This is a genomic window from Xanthomonas sp. NCPPB 1132, assembly GCF_056629235.1.
This window is the reverse complement of the sequence record NZ_CM152819.1, coordinates 23,598-42,813: the sequence shown is the minus strand read 5'-3', so window position 1 is coordinate 42,813 and position 19,216 is coordinate 23,598. Positions and strand designations below refer to the sequence as shown.

Annotated in this window: 15 protein-coding genes and 2 pseudogenes; 8 read left to right on the top strand and 9 right to left on the bottom strand. The window is 63.4% G+C overall.

Features of this window, described 5'->3' with window-relative positions; genetic code table 11:
* Positions 1-33: 33 nt before the first annotated feature.
* The 5 genes from AC1G9L_RS00200 (at position 34) to AC1G9L_RS00180 (ending at position 4,539) form a co-directional block, all read left to right on the top strand.
* Positions 34-1,236: an amino acid aminotransferase gene (locus AC1G9L_RS00200; protein ID WP_010340653.1), complete on the top strand. Its 1,203-nt coding sequence runs from the start codon at positions 34-36 to the stop codon at positions 1,234-1,236.
* Between the two features lie 173 nt (positions 1,237-1,409).
* Complete coding sequence (locus AC1G9L_RS00195) at positions 1,410-2,426, top strand: class 1 fructose-bisphosphatase (RefSeq protein ID WP_019799076.1); 1,017 nt, start codon at positions 1,410-1,412, stop codon at positions 2,424-2,426.
* Positions 2,427-2,721: 295 nt separating this feature from the next.
* Positions 2,722-3,114, top strand: a complete 393-nt coding sequence (locus AC1G9L_RS00190) for a hypothetical protein (RefSeq protein WP_481069920.1) — start codon at positions 2,722-2,724, stop codon at positions 3,112-3,114.
* A 239-nt stretch (positions 3,115-3,353) separates the two neighbouring features.
* Positions 3,354-3,626 (top strand): hypothetical protein, encoded by a 273-nt coding sequence (locus tag AC1G9L_RS00185; protein ID WP_019799074.1) that lies wholly within the window; start codon positions 3,354-3,356, stop codon positions 3,624-3,626.
* Between the two features lie 205 nt (positions 3,627-3,831).
* The gene (locus tag AC1G9L_RS00180; RefSeq protein WP_010340659.1) at positions 3,832-4,539 is read left to right on the top strand and encodes a 2OG-Fe(II) oxygenase; all 708 of its coding nucleotides are present in this window, start codon (positions 3,832-3,834) and stop codon (positions 4,537-4,539) included.
* Between the two features lie 117 nt (positions 4,540-4,656).
* On the opposite strand, the pseudogene AC1G9L_RS00175 reads toward AC1G9L_RS00180, so the two are convergent.
* Positions 4,657-5,505 (bottom strand): annotated as a pseudogene (locus tag AC1G9L_RS00175) (PA0069 family radical SAM protein); the annotation flags it as partial.
* Positions 5,506-5,771: 266 nt separating this feature from the next.
* On the opposite strand from AC1G9L_RS00175, the gene AC1G9L_RS00170 reads away from it, so the two are divergent.
* The gene (locus AC1G9L_RS00170; RefSeq protein ID WP_481071220.1) at positions 5,772-6,905 is read left to right on the top strand and encodes a PA0069 family radical SAM protein; all 1,134 of its coding nucleotides are present in this window, start codon (positions 5,772-5,774) and stop codon (positions 6,903-6,905) included.
* A gap of 222 nt (positions 6,906-7,127) precedes the next feature.
* Here AC1G9L_RS00170 and AC1G9L_RS00165 read toward each other — a convergent pair whose 3' ends face one another.
* The 4 genes from AC1G9L_RS00165 to AC1G9L_RS00150 form a co-directional block, all read right to left on the bottom strand.
* Positions 7,128-8,309 carry a restriction endonuclease gene (locus AC1G9L_RS00165; RefSeq protein WP_481069919.1) on the bottom strand — a complete coding sequence of 394 codons (1,182 nt, stop codon included), beginning with the start codon at positions 8,307-8,309 and terminating at the stop codon, positions 7,128-7,130.
* On the bottom strand, positions 8,306-8,812 hold the full coding sequence (locus AC1G9L_RS00160) for a DUF6988 family protein (RefSeq protein ID WP_481069918.1): 507 nt from the start codon (positions 8,810-8,812) through the stop codon (positions 8,306-8,308). The genes AC1G9L_RS00165 and AC1G9L_RS00160 overlap by 4 nt, the downstream gene beginning before the upstream one ends.
* Before the next feature lie 56 nt (positions 8,813-8,868).
* A protein-coding gene (locus AC1G9L_RS00155) for an IS3 family transposase (protein ID WP_481069175.1) occupies positions 8,869-9,974 on the bottom strand; the annotation gives its coding sequence in 2 pieces (ribosomal slippage) (positions 8,869-9,716 and positions 9,716-9,974; 1,107 coding nt in all).
* 574 nt (positions 9,975-10,548) lie between these two features.
* Positions 10,549-11,637 carry a hypothetical protein gene (locus AC1G9L_RS00150; RefSeq protein ID WP_481069917.1) on the bottom strand — a complete coding sequence of 363 codons (1,089 nt, stop codon included), beginning with the start codon at positions 11,635-11,637 and terminating at the stop codon, positions 10,549-10,551.
* 155 nt (positions 11,638-11,792) lie between these two features.
* On the opposite strand from AC1G9L_RS00150, the pseudogene AC1G9L_RS00145 reads away from it, so the two are divergent.
* A pseudogene (locus tag AC1G9L_RS00145) lies at positions 11,793-12,191 on the top strand (transposase); the annotation flags it as partial.
* Positions 12,192-12,376: 185 nt separating this feature from the next.
* Complete coding sequence (locus tag AC1G9L_RS00140) at positions 12,377-13,891, top strand: MASE1 domain-containing protein (RefSeq protein ID WP_481069916.1); 1,515 nt, start codon at positions 12,377-12,379, stop codon at positions 13,889-13,891.
* On the opposite strand, the gene AC1G9L_RS00135 is transcribed toward AC1G9L_RS00140, so the two are convergent.
* From AC1G9L_RS00135 to AC1G9L_RS00120, 4 genes are all read right to left on the bottom strand, one after another.
* Positions 13,875-14,306: a hypothetical protein gene (locus AC1G9L_RS00135; RefSeq protein ID WP_019799653.1), complete on the bottom strand. Its 432-nt coding sequence runs from the start codon at positions 14,304-14,306 to the stop codon at positions 13,875-13,877. The genes AC1G9L_RS00140 and AC1G9L_RS00135 overlap by 17 nt on opposite strands.
* 168 nt (positions 14,307-14,474) lie before the next feature.
* A complete protein-coding gene (locus AC1G9L_RS00130) occupies positions 14,475-14,810 on the bottom strand; it encodes a hypothetical protein (RefSeq protein WP_019799654.1) in 336 nt (111 codons plus the stop codon).
* Between the two features lie 124 nt (positions 14,811-14,934).
* Complete coding sequence (locus AC1G9L_RS00125) at positions 14,935-15,570, bottom strand: hypothetical protein (protein WP_481069915.1); 636 nt, start codon at positions 15,568-15,570, stop codon at positions 14,935-14,937.
* A gap of 45 nt (positions 15,571-15,615) precedes the next feature.
* Positions 15,616-19,146 (bottom strand): coiled-coil domain-containing protein, encoded by a 3,531-nt coding sequence (locus AC1G9L_RS00120; RefSeq protein ID WP_481071218.1) that lies wholly within the window; start codon positions 19,144-19,146, stop codon positions 15,616-15,618.
* Positions 19,147-19,216: the final 70 nt, after the last annotated feature.

The following is a 19,216-nucleotide window of genomic DNA, read 5'->3' as shown; positions in this document are numbered from 1 at the left end:
GGCCCCCACCTCCGCCACCGAACGAGTACCGCCGTGTCCTTCTTTGCAAACGTGGAACAGGTCCCAGGCGACCCGATCCTGGGCCTGACCGAGGCCTACAACGCCGACTCCCGCCCGACCAAGGTCAACCTGGGCGTGGGCATCTACTACGACGAAAACGGCCGCATTCCGCTGCTGCGCGCCGTGCAGCAGATCGAGCAGCAGCTGGCGCAGGAAGCCAAGCCGCGCGGCTACCTGCCGATCGACGGCCTGCCCGCCTACGACCTGGCCACGCAGAAACTGCTGTTCGGCGCCGAGTCGCCGCTGCTGGCCGCCGGCCGTGTCGCCACCTCGCAGACCGTCGGCGGCAGCGGCGCGCTGCGCGTGGGCGCGGACCTGCTGAAGAAGCTGCTGTCCACCTCGACCATCGCCATCAGCAACCCGAGCTGGGAGAACCACCGCGCGGTGTTCACCGCCGCCGGCTTCGACGTGGTCGACTACACCTATTTCGATCCGGCCAGCCACGGCCTGAACTTCGACGGCATGCTCGCCGACCTGCGCGCGCTCGCCCCCGGCAGCGTGGTGCTGCTGCATGCCTGCTGCCACAACCCGACCGGCGCCGACCTGAGCCAGGCGCAGTGGCGCACCGTGGCCGAGCTGCTGAAGGAACGCAATCTGTTCCCGTTCGTGGACATCGCCTACCAGGGCTTCGACAAGGGCATCGACGCCGACGCCTACGCGGTGCGCCTGCTGGCCGAGGTCGGCATCGACAACTACGTGGTCGCCAGTTCCTACTCCAAGTCGTTCTCGCTGTACGGCGAGCGCGTCGGCGCGCTGTCGGTGGTCTCGGCCAACGCCGCCGAGAGCAAGGCGGTGCAGTCGCAGGTCAAGCGCATCATCCGCACCATCTACTCCAGCCCGTCCACGCACGGCGCTGCGCTGGTCGCCGGGGTGCTCAACAGCCCGGAACTGCGCGCGATGTGGGAGCAGGAGCTGACCGAGATGCGCGAGCGCATCCATGCCCTGCGCGCCGGCATGGTGCAGAAGCTCGCCGCCCTGGGCGCGCCGGAGTTCGGCTTCATCCAGCAGCAGGCCGGCATGTTCTCCTACTCGGGCCTGAGCAAGGCGCAGGTGGACCGGCTGCGCGAGGAGTTCGGCATCTACGCGGTCGGCACCGGCCGCATCTGCGTGGCCGCGCTGAGCCAGAAGAACCTGGACTACGTGACACAAGCCGTGGCGACCGTGCACAAGGGCTGAGTCCCCGCGGTCCCGCACCGAGGCCGGAAGCGCCTGCGCTTCCGGCTTTTTTTGTGCCTGCGGGGCGGCCGCGTCTGCAAGCGCGGAAAGGATCGTGGAACGCCGTTGATCGAAATCTACGGCGCAACCCGCGACAATGGCGGTCCCCTTTCTCACGCAAGGCCGTCCTACCCATGTCGCGAACGTCGCTGACCCGCTTCCTGATCGAAGAACAGCATGCCGGGCGTATCGGCCCGGAACTGCGCCAGCTCATCACGATCGTGTCCCGCGCCTGCAAGCGCATTTCCATCGCGGTCAGCAAGGGCGCCCTGGGCGGCGTGCTCGGCGATGCCGGCACCGGCAACGTGCAGGGTGAGGCGCAGAAGAAGCTGGACGTGCTGAGCAACGACATCCTGCTCGAAGCCAACGCCTGGGGCGGCCACCTCGCCGCCTGCGCCTCGGAAGAAATGGACCACTGCCAGCCGGTGCCCGACAAGTACCCCAGCGGCGATTTCCTGCTGCTGTTCGATCCGCTGGACGGCAGCTCCAACATCGACGTCAACGTCTCGGTCGGCACCATCTTCTCGGTACTGCGCGCGCCCCCAGGCACCGACAAGCCCGGCGATGAACACTTCCTGCAGCCGGGCACCGCGCAGGTCGCCGCCGGCTACTGCATCTACGGCCCCAGCACGATGCTGGTGCTGACCCTGGGCCACGGCACCCACGCCTTCACCCTCGAGCGCGAGGAAGGCAGCTTCCTGCTGACCCAGGCCGACATGCGCATCCCCGAGGACACCGCCGAGTTCGCGATCAACATGTCCAACCAGCGCCACTGGGAAGCGCCGATGCAGCAGTACGTGGCCGACCTGCTGGCCGGCAGCGAGGGCGTGCGCGGCAAGAACTTCAACATGCGCTGGATCGCCAGCATGGTCGCCGACGTGCACCGCATCCTCACCCGCGGCGGCATCTTCATCTATCCCTGGGACAAGAAGGACCCGGGCAAGGCCGGCAAGCTGCGGCTGATGTACGAAGCCAACCCGATGGGCATGCTGGTGGAGCAGGCCGGCGGCGCCGCCAGCACCGGCCGCGCACGCATCCTCGGCCTGCAGCCGGAACAGCTGCACCAGCGCGTGCCGGTGTTCCTGGGCTCGAAGAACGAGGTGGCCGAGGCGGTGCGGTATCACCTGGAACACGACGCGGCGAACGCCTGAGCGACACAGCGGCCGATGGCGCGGGCAGGAAACGACCCAGCCCGCGCCTCGGATTGGATTGGATCGCGCGGTGTGAACTGGCGTTGCTCTGCTCCGCGCAAGGCGTCGCGTCGGCGCTCGCCTGATGCATGGTGGCACCGAGGCACTCCAGGCCAGGCGCGAGCGGAGCGGTGGCTTCGATACACATCGATTGCGTCAGCGGCACCGAAACTTGTGAGACGCTGGGCGACCCCGTCGCGCAGTGAACACCGTCATTCCGTGCAGTTGCGGGCGTTCAAGTATCAGGAGACCGACCATGTTCAAACGATGGCTTGCCGCTCTGTTTGCATTGTTTGTCGCTGCTTCGCCAGTGGCGGCCGACGCGTGGCGGGAGGGAGGTCTCTACGCGACCAGTCGGCCGGAGGGTGGGTATGTGCTGCTCAAGATTCTCAAGCTGGACGCGGATGGCGTGCATGTGCGCGTCTACAGCAACGTCTACCCAGTGCCGCCCAAGGCAGTCGACGCGTCCACGCTGTATCTCGCTGGCGACAATCGACGCGATGACGAGCCACTGGGCATGGGCCACCTTCCGATTTCCAGAGCGTCTTTCGCGGGTTGGGATCTTCATTTCGTTCAACAGTCCTCGGTGACCGAGGAAGAGCTCGAGGGCTACCGGATCTGGCAGGAAGCGCAGGGCGGTTACTTCTAGCGCTGCCGAAGACACGCCGTTGGCAGCCGCCCGCACCGATCCCGACATCCGTACGTGCCCTTATGCAAAGAGACCCGGCCCATCTGCGTCGATCGCGCCGCCATGATGAGTGGGTAGGCGGCGGACGCTGCGCGAAGGCTGGACTGTGCCAGGGTAGCGGCGGTCCGGGGCATGCGCGGAGTGCGCCGATCGCTGCCCGTCGTCAGGTGCACCAGGCCGTACCAGGCAGGAGGAAACCCATGAACCAGACCCTTGTCGTGCTGTTCTTCTTCGCCACCGCACCGGTCGCGCTGATGCCCACCGTCATCGCGCTGTTCACCCGCCATCGCTGGCGAAAGCGCATCGTGCTGATCAACCTGGCGCTGTGGACGCTGTTGTTCTTCGCCGCCCGGAGTTTCACCCTGTACAACTCCAGTCGCTTCGAACTGCCCACCCTGCTGGCGCTGGCAGTGTGGCTTGCCCTGCTTGGCATCGCGATCCGCGGCAATCCAGCGCCGGCCGACACGCGCTAGGCATCAGCCACGGCAGTGCGTGTTCCGCTGACGCATGGCCGCGCGGTTGAAGGCGGGATGGATGCCGGCGTCGCCGATTTCGCCGCCCGCAGGCCTAGTCCGTACGTGCCGCTGCGGGGATGCAGTCCGCTGGCCGACGACATCCACTGCTCGAGGCCGCTTCGCTGCGGCTGCAACCCCACGAAATCGCTGGTAAGGTCGCGCGATGTCCGACACGCATCCCGATTTCATCGAAGTGTTCGAGGGCGCCATGTCCCGCGAGGACTGCGCCGCCATCCTGCGGCGCCTGCGCGGCAGCACCCAACTGCGGCCCGGCGAGGTCGGCAGCGGCGTGTTTCCCGAGCTCAAGCGCAGCCGCGACCTGCGCATCAGCGGCCTGGAGCCGTGGCGCGATGTGGAACAACGGCTGCAGCAGGCGGTGTTCGGCGGATTGCTCGGCTATCTGCGCAAGTACCCGCAGACCCTGATCTCGCCGCTGATGCTGCAGGTGCCCGGTGCCGACGGCCAGCCGCACCGGCTTGGTGCCGAGGACTTCGCCCTGCTCGACGACGCGGCGCTGTCCAACCTCGCGCGCACCTGCCTGCGCCCGGGCGCGATCAACCTGCAGTGGTACGAGGCGGGCGAGGGCGGCTATCCGTATTGGCACTGCGAGCTGTACCCGCGCGACCCCAGCGCCGAGACCCTGCACCGGCACCTGTTGTGGACCCTGTACCTCAACGACGATTTCGACGAAGGCGAGACCGAGTTCCTGTTCCAGCGCCGCAAGATCGCCCCGCGCGCCGGCAGCCTGCTGATTGCCCCGACCGCCTTCACCCACACCCACCGCGGCAACCGTCCGCAGCGCGGCGACAAGTTCATCGCCACGAGCTGGATCCTGTTCCAGTCGGCCCAGGCGCTTTACGGCAGGGAATAGGGAATGGGGAATGGGGATTCGCAAGAGCGGCATGGCGCGGCCGGACGCAGCCTCTGCAACCAAACTGCCAAGAAAGCCGTTTTTACGAATCCCGAATCCCCAATCCCGAATCCCCGCTCAAAACAACACCCCCTGCGGCGACGGCGGGCGCGGCGGTAGCGGTTTGACGAAGTGGCTGCAGTCCAGGCGGCGGCGCGGGGACTCGGCATAGCCCAGCCGCTTGTGCGCCAGGGCGAAGCGCCGCGCCAGCAGGTCCGCGTAGACGCCTTCGCCGCGCATGCGCTTGCCGAAGGTGCTGTCGTAGTCCTTGCCGCCGCGCAGTTGCTGCACCGTGCTCATCACGTGCGCGGCGCGGTCGGGATGGTGCGCCTGCAACCAATCGCGGAACAGCGGCGCCACTTCATGCGGCAGGCGCAGCAGCACGTAGCCGGCGGACTCGGCGCCAGCCTCGCGGGCCGCTTCCAGCACCGCTTCCAGCGCATGGTCGTTGATCCACGGGATCACCGGCGCCACCATCACTCCGACCGGGACACCGGCCTCATGCAGGTTGCGCATCGCGCGCAGCCGCGCGTGCGGCGCCGAGGCGCGCGGCTCCAGCCTGGCCGACAGCCGCGGGTCCAGCGAGGTCACCGAGAAGTGCACGCTGACCAGGTTGTCGCGGGCCAGCGGCGCCAGCAGGTCCAGGTCGCGCTCGACCAGCGCGTTCTTGGTGATCAGCGAGAACGGATGGCGGGTCTCGGCGAAGACCTCGATCAGGCGCCGGGTCAGCTGCAGCTTGCGCTCGATCGGCTGGTAGGCGTCGGTGTTGATGCCCAGCGCGATCGGGCTGGGCACATAGCCGGGCTTGGCCAGCTCGCGGCGCAACAGCTCCGGGGCATTGGTCTTGGCAAACAGCCGCGTCTCGAAGTCCAGCCCCGGCGACAGATTCAGATAGGCGTGGCTGGGGCGGGCGAAGCAGTAGCTGCAGCAACAATTTATGAGCAGGGAGAAGTGTTCGTTTTTTGGCTTTCGACCACTGTGTACTGGGATCTTAGAGGCCGCCAACTTCAACCGTAAGTGGGTTTTGTCGGCTACCACCAATGGGTAACGCAGTCGAAGTAGTGAGAGCTGGCTGCCTAGCTAGCGGTTTGCGCCCCCACACGAACAGGCGGATGATCTTCAAGTGGTCTGCTGGCTGTTCAGCTTCACGGAGAGCGATTGCAACAGGCGCTGTTAGCATTAATACTAACAGCATGAGGAAGAAGAGCTACTCTGCGGAAGCGACCGATGATCTTGCCGATCGAGATGTCAGAAGCTCGCGGACAGTCATCAAAGGCCGAGGTACCACGTTGTACGTGCCTGGTCGATTCGCAGTTACCACTTCCGTCGAGATCGATGACGGCTGGGGATCATCTGAACCCGATGTCGAGTCCCCCGCCCGACCCAAAACGATTGTGGCGGAGGAGACCGCGAGGAGCATCATCAGTCGCAACAGCTCGCCGGACGTAGGATTCTCACAATCTGTGAACCCATACAGGGGCTGTGAGCACGGGTGTGTCTACTGCTTCGCTCGGCCATCACATGCCTACCTGGATCTATCGCCGGGCTTGGATTTCGAAACGCGGATTTTCTCCAAGTCTAACGCCGCGGCATTGCTTCGCGCAGAGATCGCTCGCACGTCCTATGTGTGCTCTCCTATTGCGCTTGGCATCAACACCGACGCCTATCAGCCGGCCGAGCGGCGTTATGGCATTTCGCGGGCATGTCTTGAGGTCCTAGCTGACGCGCGGCATCCGGTCAGCTTTGTCACGAAGGCGGCACTAATCGAGCGCGACATCGATGTGCTGGCCTCAATGGCGCAACACAATCTGGTATCCGTGCACTTCTCGGTGACGACTCTGGACAATCGCTTGGCGGCGAAGATGGAACCGCGTGCAGCCGCCCCGCATGCCCGGCTGCGCGCGATGCAGGCGCTGCATGAGGCCGGCGTCCCTGTGGGCGTCTTGGTTGCGCCAGTAATTCCAATGATCAACGACAGGGAGCTTGAGCACATCTTGGAAGCAGCCCGGGCACACGGCGCGCGCTCAGCTGGATATGTTTTGCTGCGCTTGCCGCATGAGCTTACTCAACTCTGGCGCGAATGGCTCGAGTTGCACTACCCGGACCGAGCCAAGCATGTCATGAGCCTCATCCAACAAATGCGCGGCGGCAAGGACTACGACAGCAGCTTCGGCAAACGCATGGTTGGCGAAGGCCCATTCGCGCAACTCATCGCGCAGCGATTCGCCTCTGCACACCGCCGGCTTGGATTCGGCAGGATGCCAAGGCTAGACACCAGCCAGTTTCGCCCGCCTCGACTGGAAACCCCGCAGCTAGAACTTTTCTGATGGACGCAGCTCCGAGGGATCTCAAGAGTCAGACATGATGCCTCTGCCCCCGACCGCCGCCCCCGCTCCTGCTCCACCTGCAGTGCCAGCAATGTCGCCAGCACCTGCCACGCTGCTGAGGCGTTTGCGTCGGCTTCGGAGTTTTCGACTTGGAGCGGGAATACGGGAACAGTCAGGACTACGCTGCGCCGACTATGTGTCCATGAGGCGTCGGTTCTGTACTCAATCCGACGTGTAGATTCGAAGGGGTCGGCCGTCCCAAGACGCATAGAGGCGATTCCTTCCCCAGTAGGAAACCCAGCCGTCATGGACCTTTCTGAAAGCACGGAAGACTGGGCCCCCGGGCATACCTTCGATCAGTTCACCGGTCAACACAGTCATGTTGGCACCATCGTTCAAGTCCCCAACGGTCTGCACGGACGGGATATGAGCTAACAGTGCGGCAGTGGGCGTCTCTTTGAGCACAACACAAAACGATGCCCTCTCACTGCAGGCCACCAACCGGTCGTAGGCAGCCCCTTCCCTGATGGATTGGAGCAGTGGTTGCAACGATTCCAAAGCAAACGCATGGGCACGTTCTTTCATCGCAATTTGAGAGGCTTCACGGCACCATGCTTGGAGATCCATCTTGTCCGCCAGCGTCAACACCTTTTCACGTGATGCCCAGTCCCTGGTTCCCGGCAGATAACGCGAGGTGGTGATGAACAAGCCGCTGGCGCCTTCCCTTCGCGAATGGGCCTCCAGCGCTGCGACTGCTTCCAAGCCTATGGGGTTAGTTTGGGCATAACGCTTTGCCTGGATGAGGGTCAAGCTCTCCCCCAGCGGGGATTCTTGCCACACACGGACATCTACCCACTCGTCTCCTGACCCGGGGCCAATACGGGTCTTCCAACCTCTTGCCGCAAAGATGCTGCTGATCAGCTCTTCGAATACGCGGTGAGGGAGGCGATGGAAGTCTTCCGGATGTCTCTCGAAATAGGCGTAGATCTCGCCAGAGATGTCTGCGGTGTCCGCTTCAATCAACCGACACGTCCATTTCCACTGCGCCCACTGGTCAAACCTTCGCTGAAGGTCGGATTCGTCATCGATTAGGTAGTAGTGTGCTGTCACCGTGTCCTGGAGCTCCAGATACACCCCAATCTTCTCCAGTTCTTGGTAGAGCTCCTCTGACTCATCCCCTCCCCAATTGAGGCACTGCCCCACCATGCCCTCGGACCACAGCAGTGTGATTGGTTCTCCGTCGCCTGGCTCAGAATCGTAGTGCTTCAACGGATCCTTGTGGCCGGTGTGATGCCAAAAATCGTGCTTTCGCCCCCAGCGCTCAGTAATCGCATGCGCCTGAGCAATAAGGGCCTCCAGGTCCGCGTCTGGGTGAGATGCATCAGGCTCCCCTTTCGTACTCATCGTGAAGCCCATCGTTCCGCGTCCAGGAATTTTGATGATGGTAATGCGTGGGGCTGTGGATCAATCGCTGGTAGACTGAACTTCGCCCGAGTCTCTTCTGCCAACTCGTCCCGCCGCGAGAATCCGTAGTCCGTCAGTGCTGGGTTGGGAGCCAGCACGGTCTCCAAGCAGCCAGCGAGCACGCAGAATAGATCAGCTCGAATCAGTCCCAGCACCACCTCGCCCTCTTGCCAACCGGACCCCATACGGCGATTGAGTTGGGGTGTTCCGCCGTGGGCGTATTTGTGCAGCCATTTGGCTGCCCCGCCCTTCTTGAATCCTTCCACCAGACCCTGGATTGGTGGAAAGATGGGCAGTAGTGCATTTGCCATATCACGCAGCATAGGAACGTCCTCGACGGGGCTGTCCTGCCCGTCCGCGGCCAAGCCCTGGATCGTCTCCAACGGCGCAACATAGGTGAACCAATAGCCGATGGTGGAGGCTTCCAGGATTGGGCGAAGCAAGGCTGCCGCTGATCCGTATTCACCCGACGTCCCCCCGCTTTCAGTAGCGGGGCTCTTTAGAGTCCGGGTTTCATCGTAGCGGCTTTGGCTGCTAGCTGTTGGGCATAGGCGGCCGGGGGCAGGCCGCCCAAGATCTTCTTCGGTCGCTCCTCGTTGTATTCCCGTCGCCAGGTCTCGATCTCGGTGCGGGCGTGCAGCAGCGTCGGGAACCAGTGCTCGTTGAGGCATTCGTCGCGCAGGCGGCCGTTGAAGCTCTCGATGTAGGCGTTCTGGTTCGGCTTGCCTGGCTGGATCAAGCGCAGCTGCACACCGCGCTCGTGGGCCCACGTCACCATCGTCTTGCCGCAGAACTCCTTGCCGTTGTCGGTGCGGATCACCTGCGGCAGACCCCGTGTCAGCGCCAGCCGATCCAGCACCCGGGCCACGCCGTGACCAGAGATGGCCCGCTCCACCTCGATCGCCACTGCCTCGTGCGTGGCATCGTCGACGATGGTCAGGGCCTTGAGCACCCGGCCCTCGGCGGTGCGGTCGAACACGAAGTCCATCGACCAGACCTGGTTGGCGGCTTCAGGCCGAAGCAACGGCTGGCGCTCGCCCAGCAGCACCTTCTTCCGCTTGCGCCGGCGCACCTGCAACCTGGCCTCCTGATACAGCCGTTCCACCCGCTTGTAGTTCACCGGCCACTGCTCCTGCCGCAGTTTCAGATAGATCATCCCGACGCCGTAGCGCTTGTGCCGCTGCGCCAGCGCCAGGATCCGCTCGCGCAGCTCGACGTTGCGATCCGGACGCGGGACGTAGCGCAGCGCGCTGGCGCTCATCCGCACCACGGCCAGAGCCCGTCGCTCCGTGAGCCCGCGCTCCATCAGCTGCCGCACCAGCATCCTGCGCGCCGGTGCGGTCACCACTTTTTTCGCAGGGCATCCTTGATGACGTCGTTCTCGAACAGCTGCTCGGCCAGCAGCTTCTTCAGCCGCGTGTTCTCCGCCTCCAGCTCCTTGAGCCGCTTGGCCTCCGGCACGCTCATGCCGCCGAACTTGCTGCGCCACAGGTAGTAGGACGCCTCGCTGAACCCGTGCCGCCGGCACAGGTCCTTCACCGCCACGCCGGCTTCGGCCTCACGCAGAAAGCCGATGATCTGCTCTTCGGAAAAGCGCTTCTTCACGTCCAATCTCCGTCTCGTTGGGGATTGGACTCCAAATCGCCGTGCTACTCAAAACTGGGGGGACGTCGCACCCACCTCTACCAAGCGTATGAAGGCCGAGTGGTGCTCCAGCGCCAGGTCGATAGCACACCTGGCAAAGTCCACCCGAAGAGAGGTGGGCACAGTCGCGGAAAGCAATGCACGGAAGCGGTAGTTCTGCTCCCGAGATGCGGAACAACGGTATTGAATGACTCGAAGCGATTCGGCGTCCATAGCGAGATGAACAACTGGTCGCCCTAAGCGACCCGGTTGGACTGGGTCATGTTCAAGTTTTCATAATCTGGAAGTCTAGCTCACTCGAACATGCAGAGCTTCAGCCAAATTGATTGCGTTCCGGTGGAAAGGATCTTGATCATCGTGGTCTTTACGCTTCATTTGCCAACGTTCCAACTCGGAGAAGTAGTCATCGGCGCATTGGCGGCTCTACAGTAGTCTCGCCTCTCTTCTCTTTTGGGGAGATTCCCGGCTTTTGCTTCGCCTCCTGTGTTCTTGGAAATAACATGGAAGGTCATGGAAGTGTCATGGAAGTAGCGATCTAATCGGCATACGCCTCACGGTCGGCGCGGCGTGCAGCCCTGATTTCTCGGGAGATGTTCCGAGTCACTGCTGATGCCTCCCTCAATCCATCGAGGTTTATAGGAGTTGGCGCGTGTAAGCGAGGCGCCACGATAGTGCGAACTTTCGGTGATTTTCCGAAGCAGTAGAACAGACCTGAACCGACCCCTCCCATTTCGTCGACTGCATAACGAATTACTAGGTTGTCAGGATCAAGCCCACTAGCGCACGCCGCGAGGTGCGCCTCTCTACCCAGGTCCGAAACGATTCCATGGGTCTCAGCCAAGGATTCACGATACGCCTTGGAGTACACCCAAAGAGGGTAAGCGCGATCTCCAGATTGAACTGACAAGACAGTGACGAGGCAACCTGCTTGGATTAGACATTCCCAGGCTTTCCAGAACCTCCCAATACTTGCCTCAGAATCATTCCCAAAGAGGCCAGCTACCACTCGAATCGGCACGCGCCAAGGCTCACCTTCCCTTTCGGCTACCAGCCAAAGCTGAAGCGCGCCCACGTCCCCTTGATAGCCGAGCTCAAAGTCCTGGCCAGCATATCCGGACTGATCCCACTCTTTATAGGGCATGGTGTCGGGCGGGCATCCGAACCACCTCGCGTAGTCGGTGGCTGTGTATACATGGAGAAGCACGAGGATTGCGTCTTTGATCGCCGACTCGGGCTGATCCAGCTGCATTAGCTGGCCAAGATGTGATCCGTAGTCGGGATGGCGCTCAATGAGGAGGGACGGGAGGTAGGCAAACTCACCGTCCCATCGCTCAATCCTGTACTCGTCTGCATTGGCCTTCTTGCGTCCCGTAGCTGCTATCAGACCTCGAGGAAGTTCGTGGTCAACATCAAAGGAAAGAAGCCGCTTCAGTACCTTCTTGGAACGGAAGTCGGAGCATCCGGTTGTTAGGCGAATCGACTTTGCGCCGGCGGCAGTAAGCTCCCGCTTCGGGCCGTACGCGTATGCCGATAGAGTCATATATCCAGCCAGCAGATCTGGACCATCACTTACCTCGGCGATGGCCTTTGCCGCCTGCATCGACACTTTGAAATATCCAGACATTTCGAATTTTCCCTCGGCCCCTGTGTATCCGATTTTAGCGGAGAGATCGCCGGACTACGTCACCCGCGTGAGCTACTTTGGGGAACTGACAAAACTGGTCCAGCCCATTTTTTCTGCGCTTGCGAGAAGGCCGATCGAGGCTATAAGAAGTGTTCATGTCGAAGCGAAGGAAGTTCGACCTGAGTTCAAGCGCGGTGCGGTTGAGCGGCCAGTCAGCCGGGTATCAGTTGTAGCCGAGTGGCTTGAGGACTGGGGATTCGGGAGAACTTGCTGACCGTTGGAAGCGGGAGGCCCAGAGCGAGGGCCAGGTGGCCTTCAGCGGAACAGACATGCCTCGAGACGGCGAACTGGCGCGCCTGAAGCGCCAGCTGGGCCAAGTGGGATTTTCTGCGAGAAGCGGCGACGCTCTTTGCCAACGGATCATCCTGAGGTTTCAGTTGATCGAACGTTACCGCCAAGAGTTCTCGGTACGACTGATGTGCCACTGCCTGCGGGTGTCGACCAGTGCGACCACGGCTGAGCAGGAGTTTGCCCAGCGCCTGCCAGCCAGTGCCTGCTTGGTCTGATCCACGAGCTGTACGAACAAAGCCGGAGGGCGCTGGGCGTAGCCGCATGCACCTCGAAGTGCACTATCGCATTCCGTCAACCTAATGAGTTGTACAAGTTGGGAAGCCCGAAATGTCTACTCCTGAAGCACGCACGACTTGTACAGTGGTTCTGACACGCCACGGATGGTCGAATGGCCGCTGCAAAGAATATCGCCAATGGAGCCTTGCTGAGCGCGGCCTACTGCGCCGCATTCCTAGTGGCCTGGCGCTGTTCCGTGGATCAATGGTATCTGCCCGCGGGGCTGCGGGTGGCGACGCTGCTGTTCCTGCCGTACCGGTTGTGGCCTTACCTGCTGGCCGGCGACGCAGCCGCCTTGCTGATGATCCGCGTGCCGATGGCTCGGGAGCAAGGCGCCAATCCGCTGTGGGCGTATCTGAGCCCCTTCCTATTGATGCCCTGCGTTGCGCTGATGGTGCATACCGCGCGGCGCCACCTGCCGCGGTTGCTGGACCAGGAATACCTGCTGCTGCCCGTCTCGCTGGTGCTGGCGCTGTGGAGCACGCTTTGCAACATGGCGTTGAACGCCCTGTTCAAGGGTTACACGGCCCTGACGCCACTGGAGGCTTTGACGCGCTACTGGCTAGGCGATTACCTCGGCATGTTGATGTTCTCCCTACCTGCCATCCTGTGGCTGCGGCGTAAGGATCGCGGGGCGGCTCCTCGCAACTTACTCCGGGACGGCATCCTGGGCATGAGCGTGGTCGCGGCCCTGTTCCTGGTGGCGGGTCTGACCGAAGACCGCCTCTCTCACCAGTTGCTGATGTTCTTGATGATCCTTCCCTCGATCGTGCTGACACTGCTGCACGGGTGGCGCGGAGCGGCGATCGGGATCGTCCTGGCCAACGTCGCCATCGGGATCATGCTGCCCGATGCGATGACGCTGGCCGCGTACCACGCCGACGCGTTTCGGGTGCAGGTGCTGCTTGCGGCAGCCGCCACGGGACTCTTCGTGTTCGGCTCGCGCCTTTCCATTGCCTTCGAACGCGCACAGCGCCTCGGACATGCCCGCGAGGAAGCCCTGCAATTCGCGCAGGCCAGTTACTTGCAGGCCGAGCGCGCCCTTCGACAACGCGTGGTCGAATACACCGACATCAATGTGCACGTCAACAAGCTGCGCAGGGACATCGTGGCCTACCTGCGATCTAGGGGCCAGCATGCCGCGGCTATGGAAATGACGCGCACCGGCCTGATCCAGGCAAGGTTGCTCGACGAATACGTCACTGCCCTCTATCCCTTGGGCATCGAGACACAGGGCCTGTACGACATCCTGCAATCGGTTGCGTGCAGCAACCTGTGCAGTACCGAGTTCCAGTGCCGCCTCCAGGGCAATCCCAGGCACTTGTCGCTCGGCCTGCAGCTTGTCGCTTATCGTTGCGTGCTAAACGTGGTCGAGACCCTGCCGCCCGCCCGCAAGCACTTGCTGCGGGGCAGGGTATGGCGGGTAGGATCCAGGCAGGGAATCGCCGTCAACGTGATCGCGGATGCATCCTTGCTCGATCCCGTGCGGCGCGGCAATCCTGATGCGGACTGGGAACTCGCGGCCCGGCTCAAAACGCATGGCGGCACCTGCCGGCGCCGCCATGCCTACAGCCTCAGTTTTCTCGTGTCCGAATCGGTCGGCGAGGGAATCAGTCTGCGGCCCTGATTTCCCAAGCGTTGCCAATACTGCCCGGGACCACGCGCACGACGAAACTCGACGTCTGGTACACCACCGCCCCCTTGGCGCTGGCCGCCTTCGCAGGCAAGGTCACGCGCGTCACATCCGCGCCCATGGGCAGCACCCACACTGTGTCGTTGATCCTGCCCACAGCAGCCCGTACCGTCCCCGGCACATCATTGATCTGCAGGTAGGTCACGCCGTCGCGCTCAAACTCGTAGATGCGCCATGCCGGATCCAGCGCCAGGTTGCGAGCTTTCGGCAAGCTTTCGCCGAGGCCTGCAGCCGCCGCGGGTGATCCGTGGCCGCCATCCGGGCAGCACGCGTGAGCCACGCTGGCGCCAGCCAGCAATACACCAGCCAGCGTGATATGGACCAGCGCGCCCGTCTTCTTCATTTTCATGACTCGTCCTTGTCCCCGTCAGGGGGAGCTTCGCCTGCGTTTCAGGCCAGCCCAAGGTACGTGGTCTGGAATGGGGAACGGTCGACAAGTCCCAAGCGTGAAGCGGTGGTCTAGTGCAGAGTGACCCCTGTGCAAATCGTTGGCAATGCAGGAGGCGGCCTGCCTGTCTCAGGGCTGCTTTGGGGAATCGACGAAGACCACGGGCGTTCCGGCGGCGGACCCGATCGGCAACTGCTGTTGGACACCTGGCGTCACGATGAGCGCCGTTAGCACCTCGTCCTGCACCGAATTGATCTGCACGTACTTCACGCCGTCCTGCGTGAACGTATAGACCTTGAAGTGCGGCGAGAGACTGACGTTCTTGGCGCCTGCATGGACGCGTTCGCCGAGTCCTTGGACAACGTGCCCGACCGGAGGCGGCGGCTCCGCCGCAGTGACACATGTGCTCGCGATCGCTGCAGATAGCATAGCGGCGCGCAAAAGGTAGCGAGGGGCGCGGTCCATGTCCCATCTCCTTGAGGTTCGCATTTGCGGCACCGCCAAGCTACTCCCCGATAGACTCCACCAGCAAGCACCACCCTGGTCACTGCGTCTACGAAACTGGACAAATCGGGGACTCGGTGCAGGCTCAATGCGCAGCGGACTGGCGAAGCGTGATGACCCGATATTGACCATGGTCGCCGTAGCGCGACCCCTTCTTCTCGAAGTCGGCGCAGAGCCGGTCTTCACCGCATGGCACCAGGTCGGCCCGTGCAACGCGATCCAGATACGCGATTTCGGCCCGGCGCTGTTCCGCCTCGGCCAGCGTCGCCTTGGCGCTGTAGAGCACATACCCCACCCCGCACAATCCCATGACGGCCGCCGCCAGCATGGCAATGGAGCCCATCCACATGCGGCGCATGGCCGTGGCTTCCAGGGATTGCTGCGCTTGCGCGTAGCGCTGGGTGGCCTGCTGCAGCGTCTGGTTCGCAGCGGTCAGCGCACGATCGAATCGCTCGGCCGCCGGATCCAGCGCCACCGAGAGCGCCTGTTGCGTCAATTGCGTCAGCCGCGGCAGCGCGTTCTCCACCACGCGATTGACGCTCCGGTCGGCATTGCCGACCGCTCCATTGAGTACCTGCAGCTGCCGGGAGATCTGGTCTTGCAGGCTTTGTTCCCGTACTTGCATCGTTGCGATCAATGCCGCCATGGCCTTGATCGTTTCTTGCAGCGCCTCGTTGGAAGTTCCGCTTTCCGGTAGCGCGTGCGTGCCTGGCGTATCCATCGTGTCCCTCTTGAAAATTCCATTCACCGCAGGATCGGGCTGCGATTACCCGCCGCCACCGCCTCCTCCTCCCCCACCACCGCCGCCGCCACTGCCTCCACCGCCGCCGCCTCCTGCATCACCGCCGCCGCCGCCCCCTCCCGGTGCGCCACCTTGCATCATCGGCCCGCTGGCGAACTGCGGCAGGGTCATTACCATCACCGGGCCACGGCTGGTCTGCACCTCGGCCGAAGTATCCAATCCCAGCGACTGCATCGCCGTGACCTGTTCCGTTGCTTCCTGCATGGCCTTGGCCTCCAGATGCTCATGGCCCTGTTGCAGCAGGGCATGGGTGAGGGGACTGTTCGAGATCCGGTTCAAGGCCTGCTCGATGGCCGCGTCGTTCTTGGAATCGATGGCATGCAGTAGATCGTCCACATCACGGTCGCCAGTGATCTCCTTGCGCTGGGACAACTGGGGATCGTCCGGCTCGCCGGGCCTTTGCCCCGCAGCAGAAGCGGCATCGCGGCGCGCGGTTGCGGGCTGTGGCTCGAACGCCGCATACTCGTTTGGTACAGGCACGTACGCATCCTGCTGATGGGGGACATCGAGGTCTGCGAGGGTATCGCCGTCTCCGCGCTCTCGCCGCTGCTGTCTTTCCTGCTCCAGGCGTTCTTCCTGCTGGAGATCTTTTTCGAGTTGTATCCGTAGCGCACGCATCGTTTGCAGCGTCTCTTCCCAGGTTTCGGCTCTCTGGGGCGCAGGAGTGGCATGCGCATCCTGACCATCCGCTGGCGCATCACGGCGCTGCTCGCGTGCCGTTTCTTCGCCTCCGATCTCGTCACTTGCGCGGCTGGCACCACGCGCCCCTGAGGAGGACGCGTGCGCCAGTACATCGTCAGCCGCATGCATGTCCGATGGCGACACAGAGGGCGCAAGTGTGTGCTGGTCCTCGGTGCGCTCCGCAGGGAGCTGCATGGCTACCGACGCACCCGACGCTGCCTCCGTTACCTGGGCGCGGTGCTCCTGCACTTGCGTTTCCAAGGGCTCGTCACGTCGTTGCAGTGGCGCATCTTTGCGCATGGCCGACGCTTGCGCACTCGGCGGATAGGGAGCAGACGGCACCTGCGCATCAGTGGTTTGCGCGGCTGACGCGTGCGCGATCTCTGGCGCTGCCGGACGCTGCGCATCTTGTGTGCGGCCTTCTTGGCCCCAGTGTTCCTGCGTCGTTTGCTGGGGTATCTCGGCTTCCCGGGGCTGCCGAGACGGCGCCGCCTGCTCGCCGGCGTCTTGGGCGTAGCGTTCCTGTACGTCAAATGACTCCTGAGTGCGCGGCTGGACAGTCTGGAGCTGTCGCTGTTCCTGCCCGCGCTGCTGGGCTTCCTGAGCCCGTCGCTGCTCCTGCGTCGACAGCACGGCATCCTCGGCTTGGTGCCGTTCCCGCCCGCGCTGCTGGATTTCCTGAGTCTGGCGTTCCTGCTGTTCGCGCCCCTGCAACTCCTGGCTTTGCCGATCGAGCGTGGCATGCGCCTCCAGCGCCTGGGCCGCATGCGCTTGTTCCTCGTGGGACGCCTGCGCCAGCGCGTGCTCGCGGGCTTGCCCGGCCTGCTGCTCCTGGACCTGGCGCTCCTGCTGTTCGCGCTCCTGGCGTTGCTGCGCAGCGCTGGCCGCCTGGGTCTGCGCCTGCATGTCGAGCGCATGCTGCGGGCTGGAAGACGAGTTGGAGGACGCGCCGTCCGAGTCGGCCGACCCGTCGGAGGTGCGCGCGGTCGACGCCAGCCGCGGCGTAGGCATGTCCGAGGATGGCTGGACTGGCTGGTGCGCCCGCACCTCTTGCAGTGCCTGCCAGATGTCCTCGGTGCTGGTGACGGCTGCGATGCGATCTACCCCATCGGCGCCGCGCTGGAGGTGGGCGATCGGACTGTCGGCACCGAACACCCCACCGGGGCCGCGCTGCAGCTGCAGCGCGCCATCGCCGGAGAGCCCTTGCGCCTCGCGCGTGCGCTGGGTGGCCAAGTCGATCGCCTCGCGCCACTCGGGCTTCAACTCGGTTCCAACGATACGGTAGCGATAGAGAGTCTCCTCGCGTTGCAGGTCTTGCGGCGACGGAGGTGACTGGGGGAATGCAGCAATGGCCTGGGCATGCTCGACCAGCGCCGACTGCAGCAGGACGCGCGCGGTGTTCAATTCAAGCGCGCGATTGCTATCGGCCGGTGCGCCGTTGCGGGTCCACTGACCATCTGCTTCACGGTGGTACTGCTTGCCATCGGAGGCAGTCAATGCATCGGGATCGGGCAACGAGGCTCGCACAGCCTCCGACATCGGCCACCCCTCTGCTGCCCAGCCACTACGGTGGTAGGCCAGCTCGTAGCGCGCTGCGATTGCTCCAGGGCTGTTGGCGAGATTGCGGGCAACGACGGCCGCCGCCTCGGCCTCCAGTTCCGCCACGCGGGGTGGCAATGCTGTCTCTTCCGCGTAGATGCCGCGATTGTTCTCCCCGGAAACACCGATCTTGGCCAGGCGATGCCATTGGCCATCGGTGGGGTCTCGCTTCCAGCTCGCCGGCGAAAGGCTAGGACGGTCACTGTCGTTGGCTGGCAGGATGCAGGGATCTTCTGGCTTCGGTGCATCCCTCAGGGCCAGCGCCGCTGCGGCGTTGGTCGCAAGGTAGTTCAGTTCGCGCGCCTTGTCGTAGCTGGCAACGATGGACGTAGGAACAGGATTGCTGGCGCCATCGTTGGTGCCGTCGACCATGCCCTGGCGCGACCAGGCGTAGCCGTCGAAGGACCAATGCGTACCGTCGCGGTCGGTCTGTTGATAGATCTGACGGTTGTCGTACAGATCGGCCAGCTTCTCGCCGGCCTTGCTCATGAAGTACGCATCGGCCGCGATCAACACCATGGGGCCGGCGCCAGAGGTGCCCAAGGCATATGCTGCCGTACTGCCGCCGGCCCAGCCGCCAAGATTACGGCCGGCGAAGTGGGTCAGCTCAGATTGGGCGGCAAGCGGATTTTCCTGGCTGTACAGTTCGCCGGCACGGCGCGCAGTGATGGCGGTATCAGCCGCGCTAGCGAGCAAGCCCGCGCCGCGCAGCAATTGGCCAGCGGAGTGGTTACCAGCTAAAAGCTCGGCGGTAGCGAAGCCGCGCACTGAGCGAGGAGCAATTAACGAGTCCGAGTCTGCTGCGATGGAAGCCGATACCGGTGCTGCCGAGGGGGGGGAATGCGGTGCAGCGGCGTTGCTGTTAAATGCTTGGTTGACCCGCGCGCTCGCTGGCGCAGAAAGTGTCAGACGCCCGCCTGACTGTGCCTGTTCGACCGAATCGCCCAGTAACTGCCTGCCGAGCGCCGCATCGCCCTTGACGGTCTTGAAGCCAGGTTGGTTGATAGCATGGATACTGTTGATGAGATTGGACTCGGACTTCAGCACGGCAGGCCACCGCGCCTCGGCCCCCGTCAGCTTGAGTGCCTCATCGATTTGCAATGCGTTGGTTTGTTGGTAGATGGGCAACTTCTTGAAGAAGTCTTTGTTGATCTGGTTGGCCTGCTCCGCCGTCATCCCGATTGGCGTGTTGGTCAAGAGGTCATTGTTCACCATAGCCACTTTCAAAGTGGCACAAAGCTTGTCAACCTCTTTGGAAACCCGTGCAGCTGCGGCTCGATCTCCC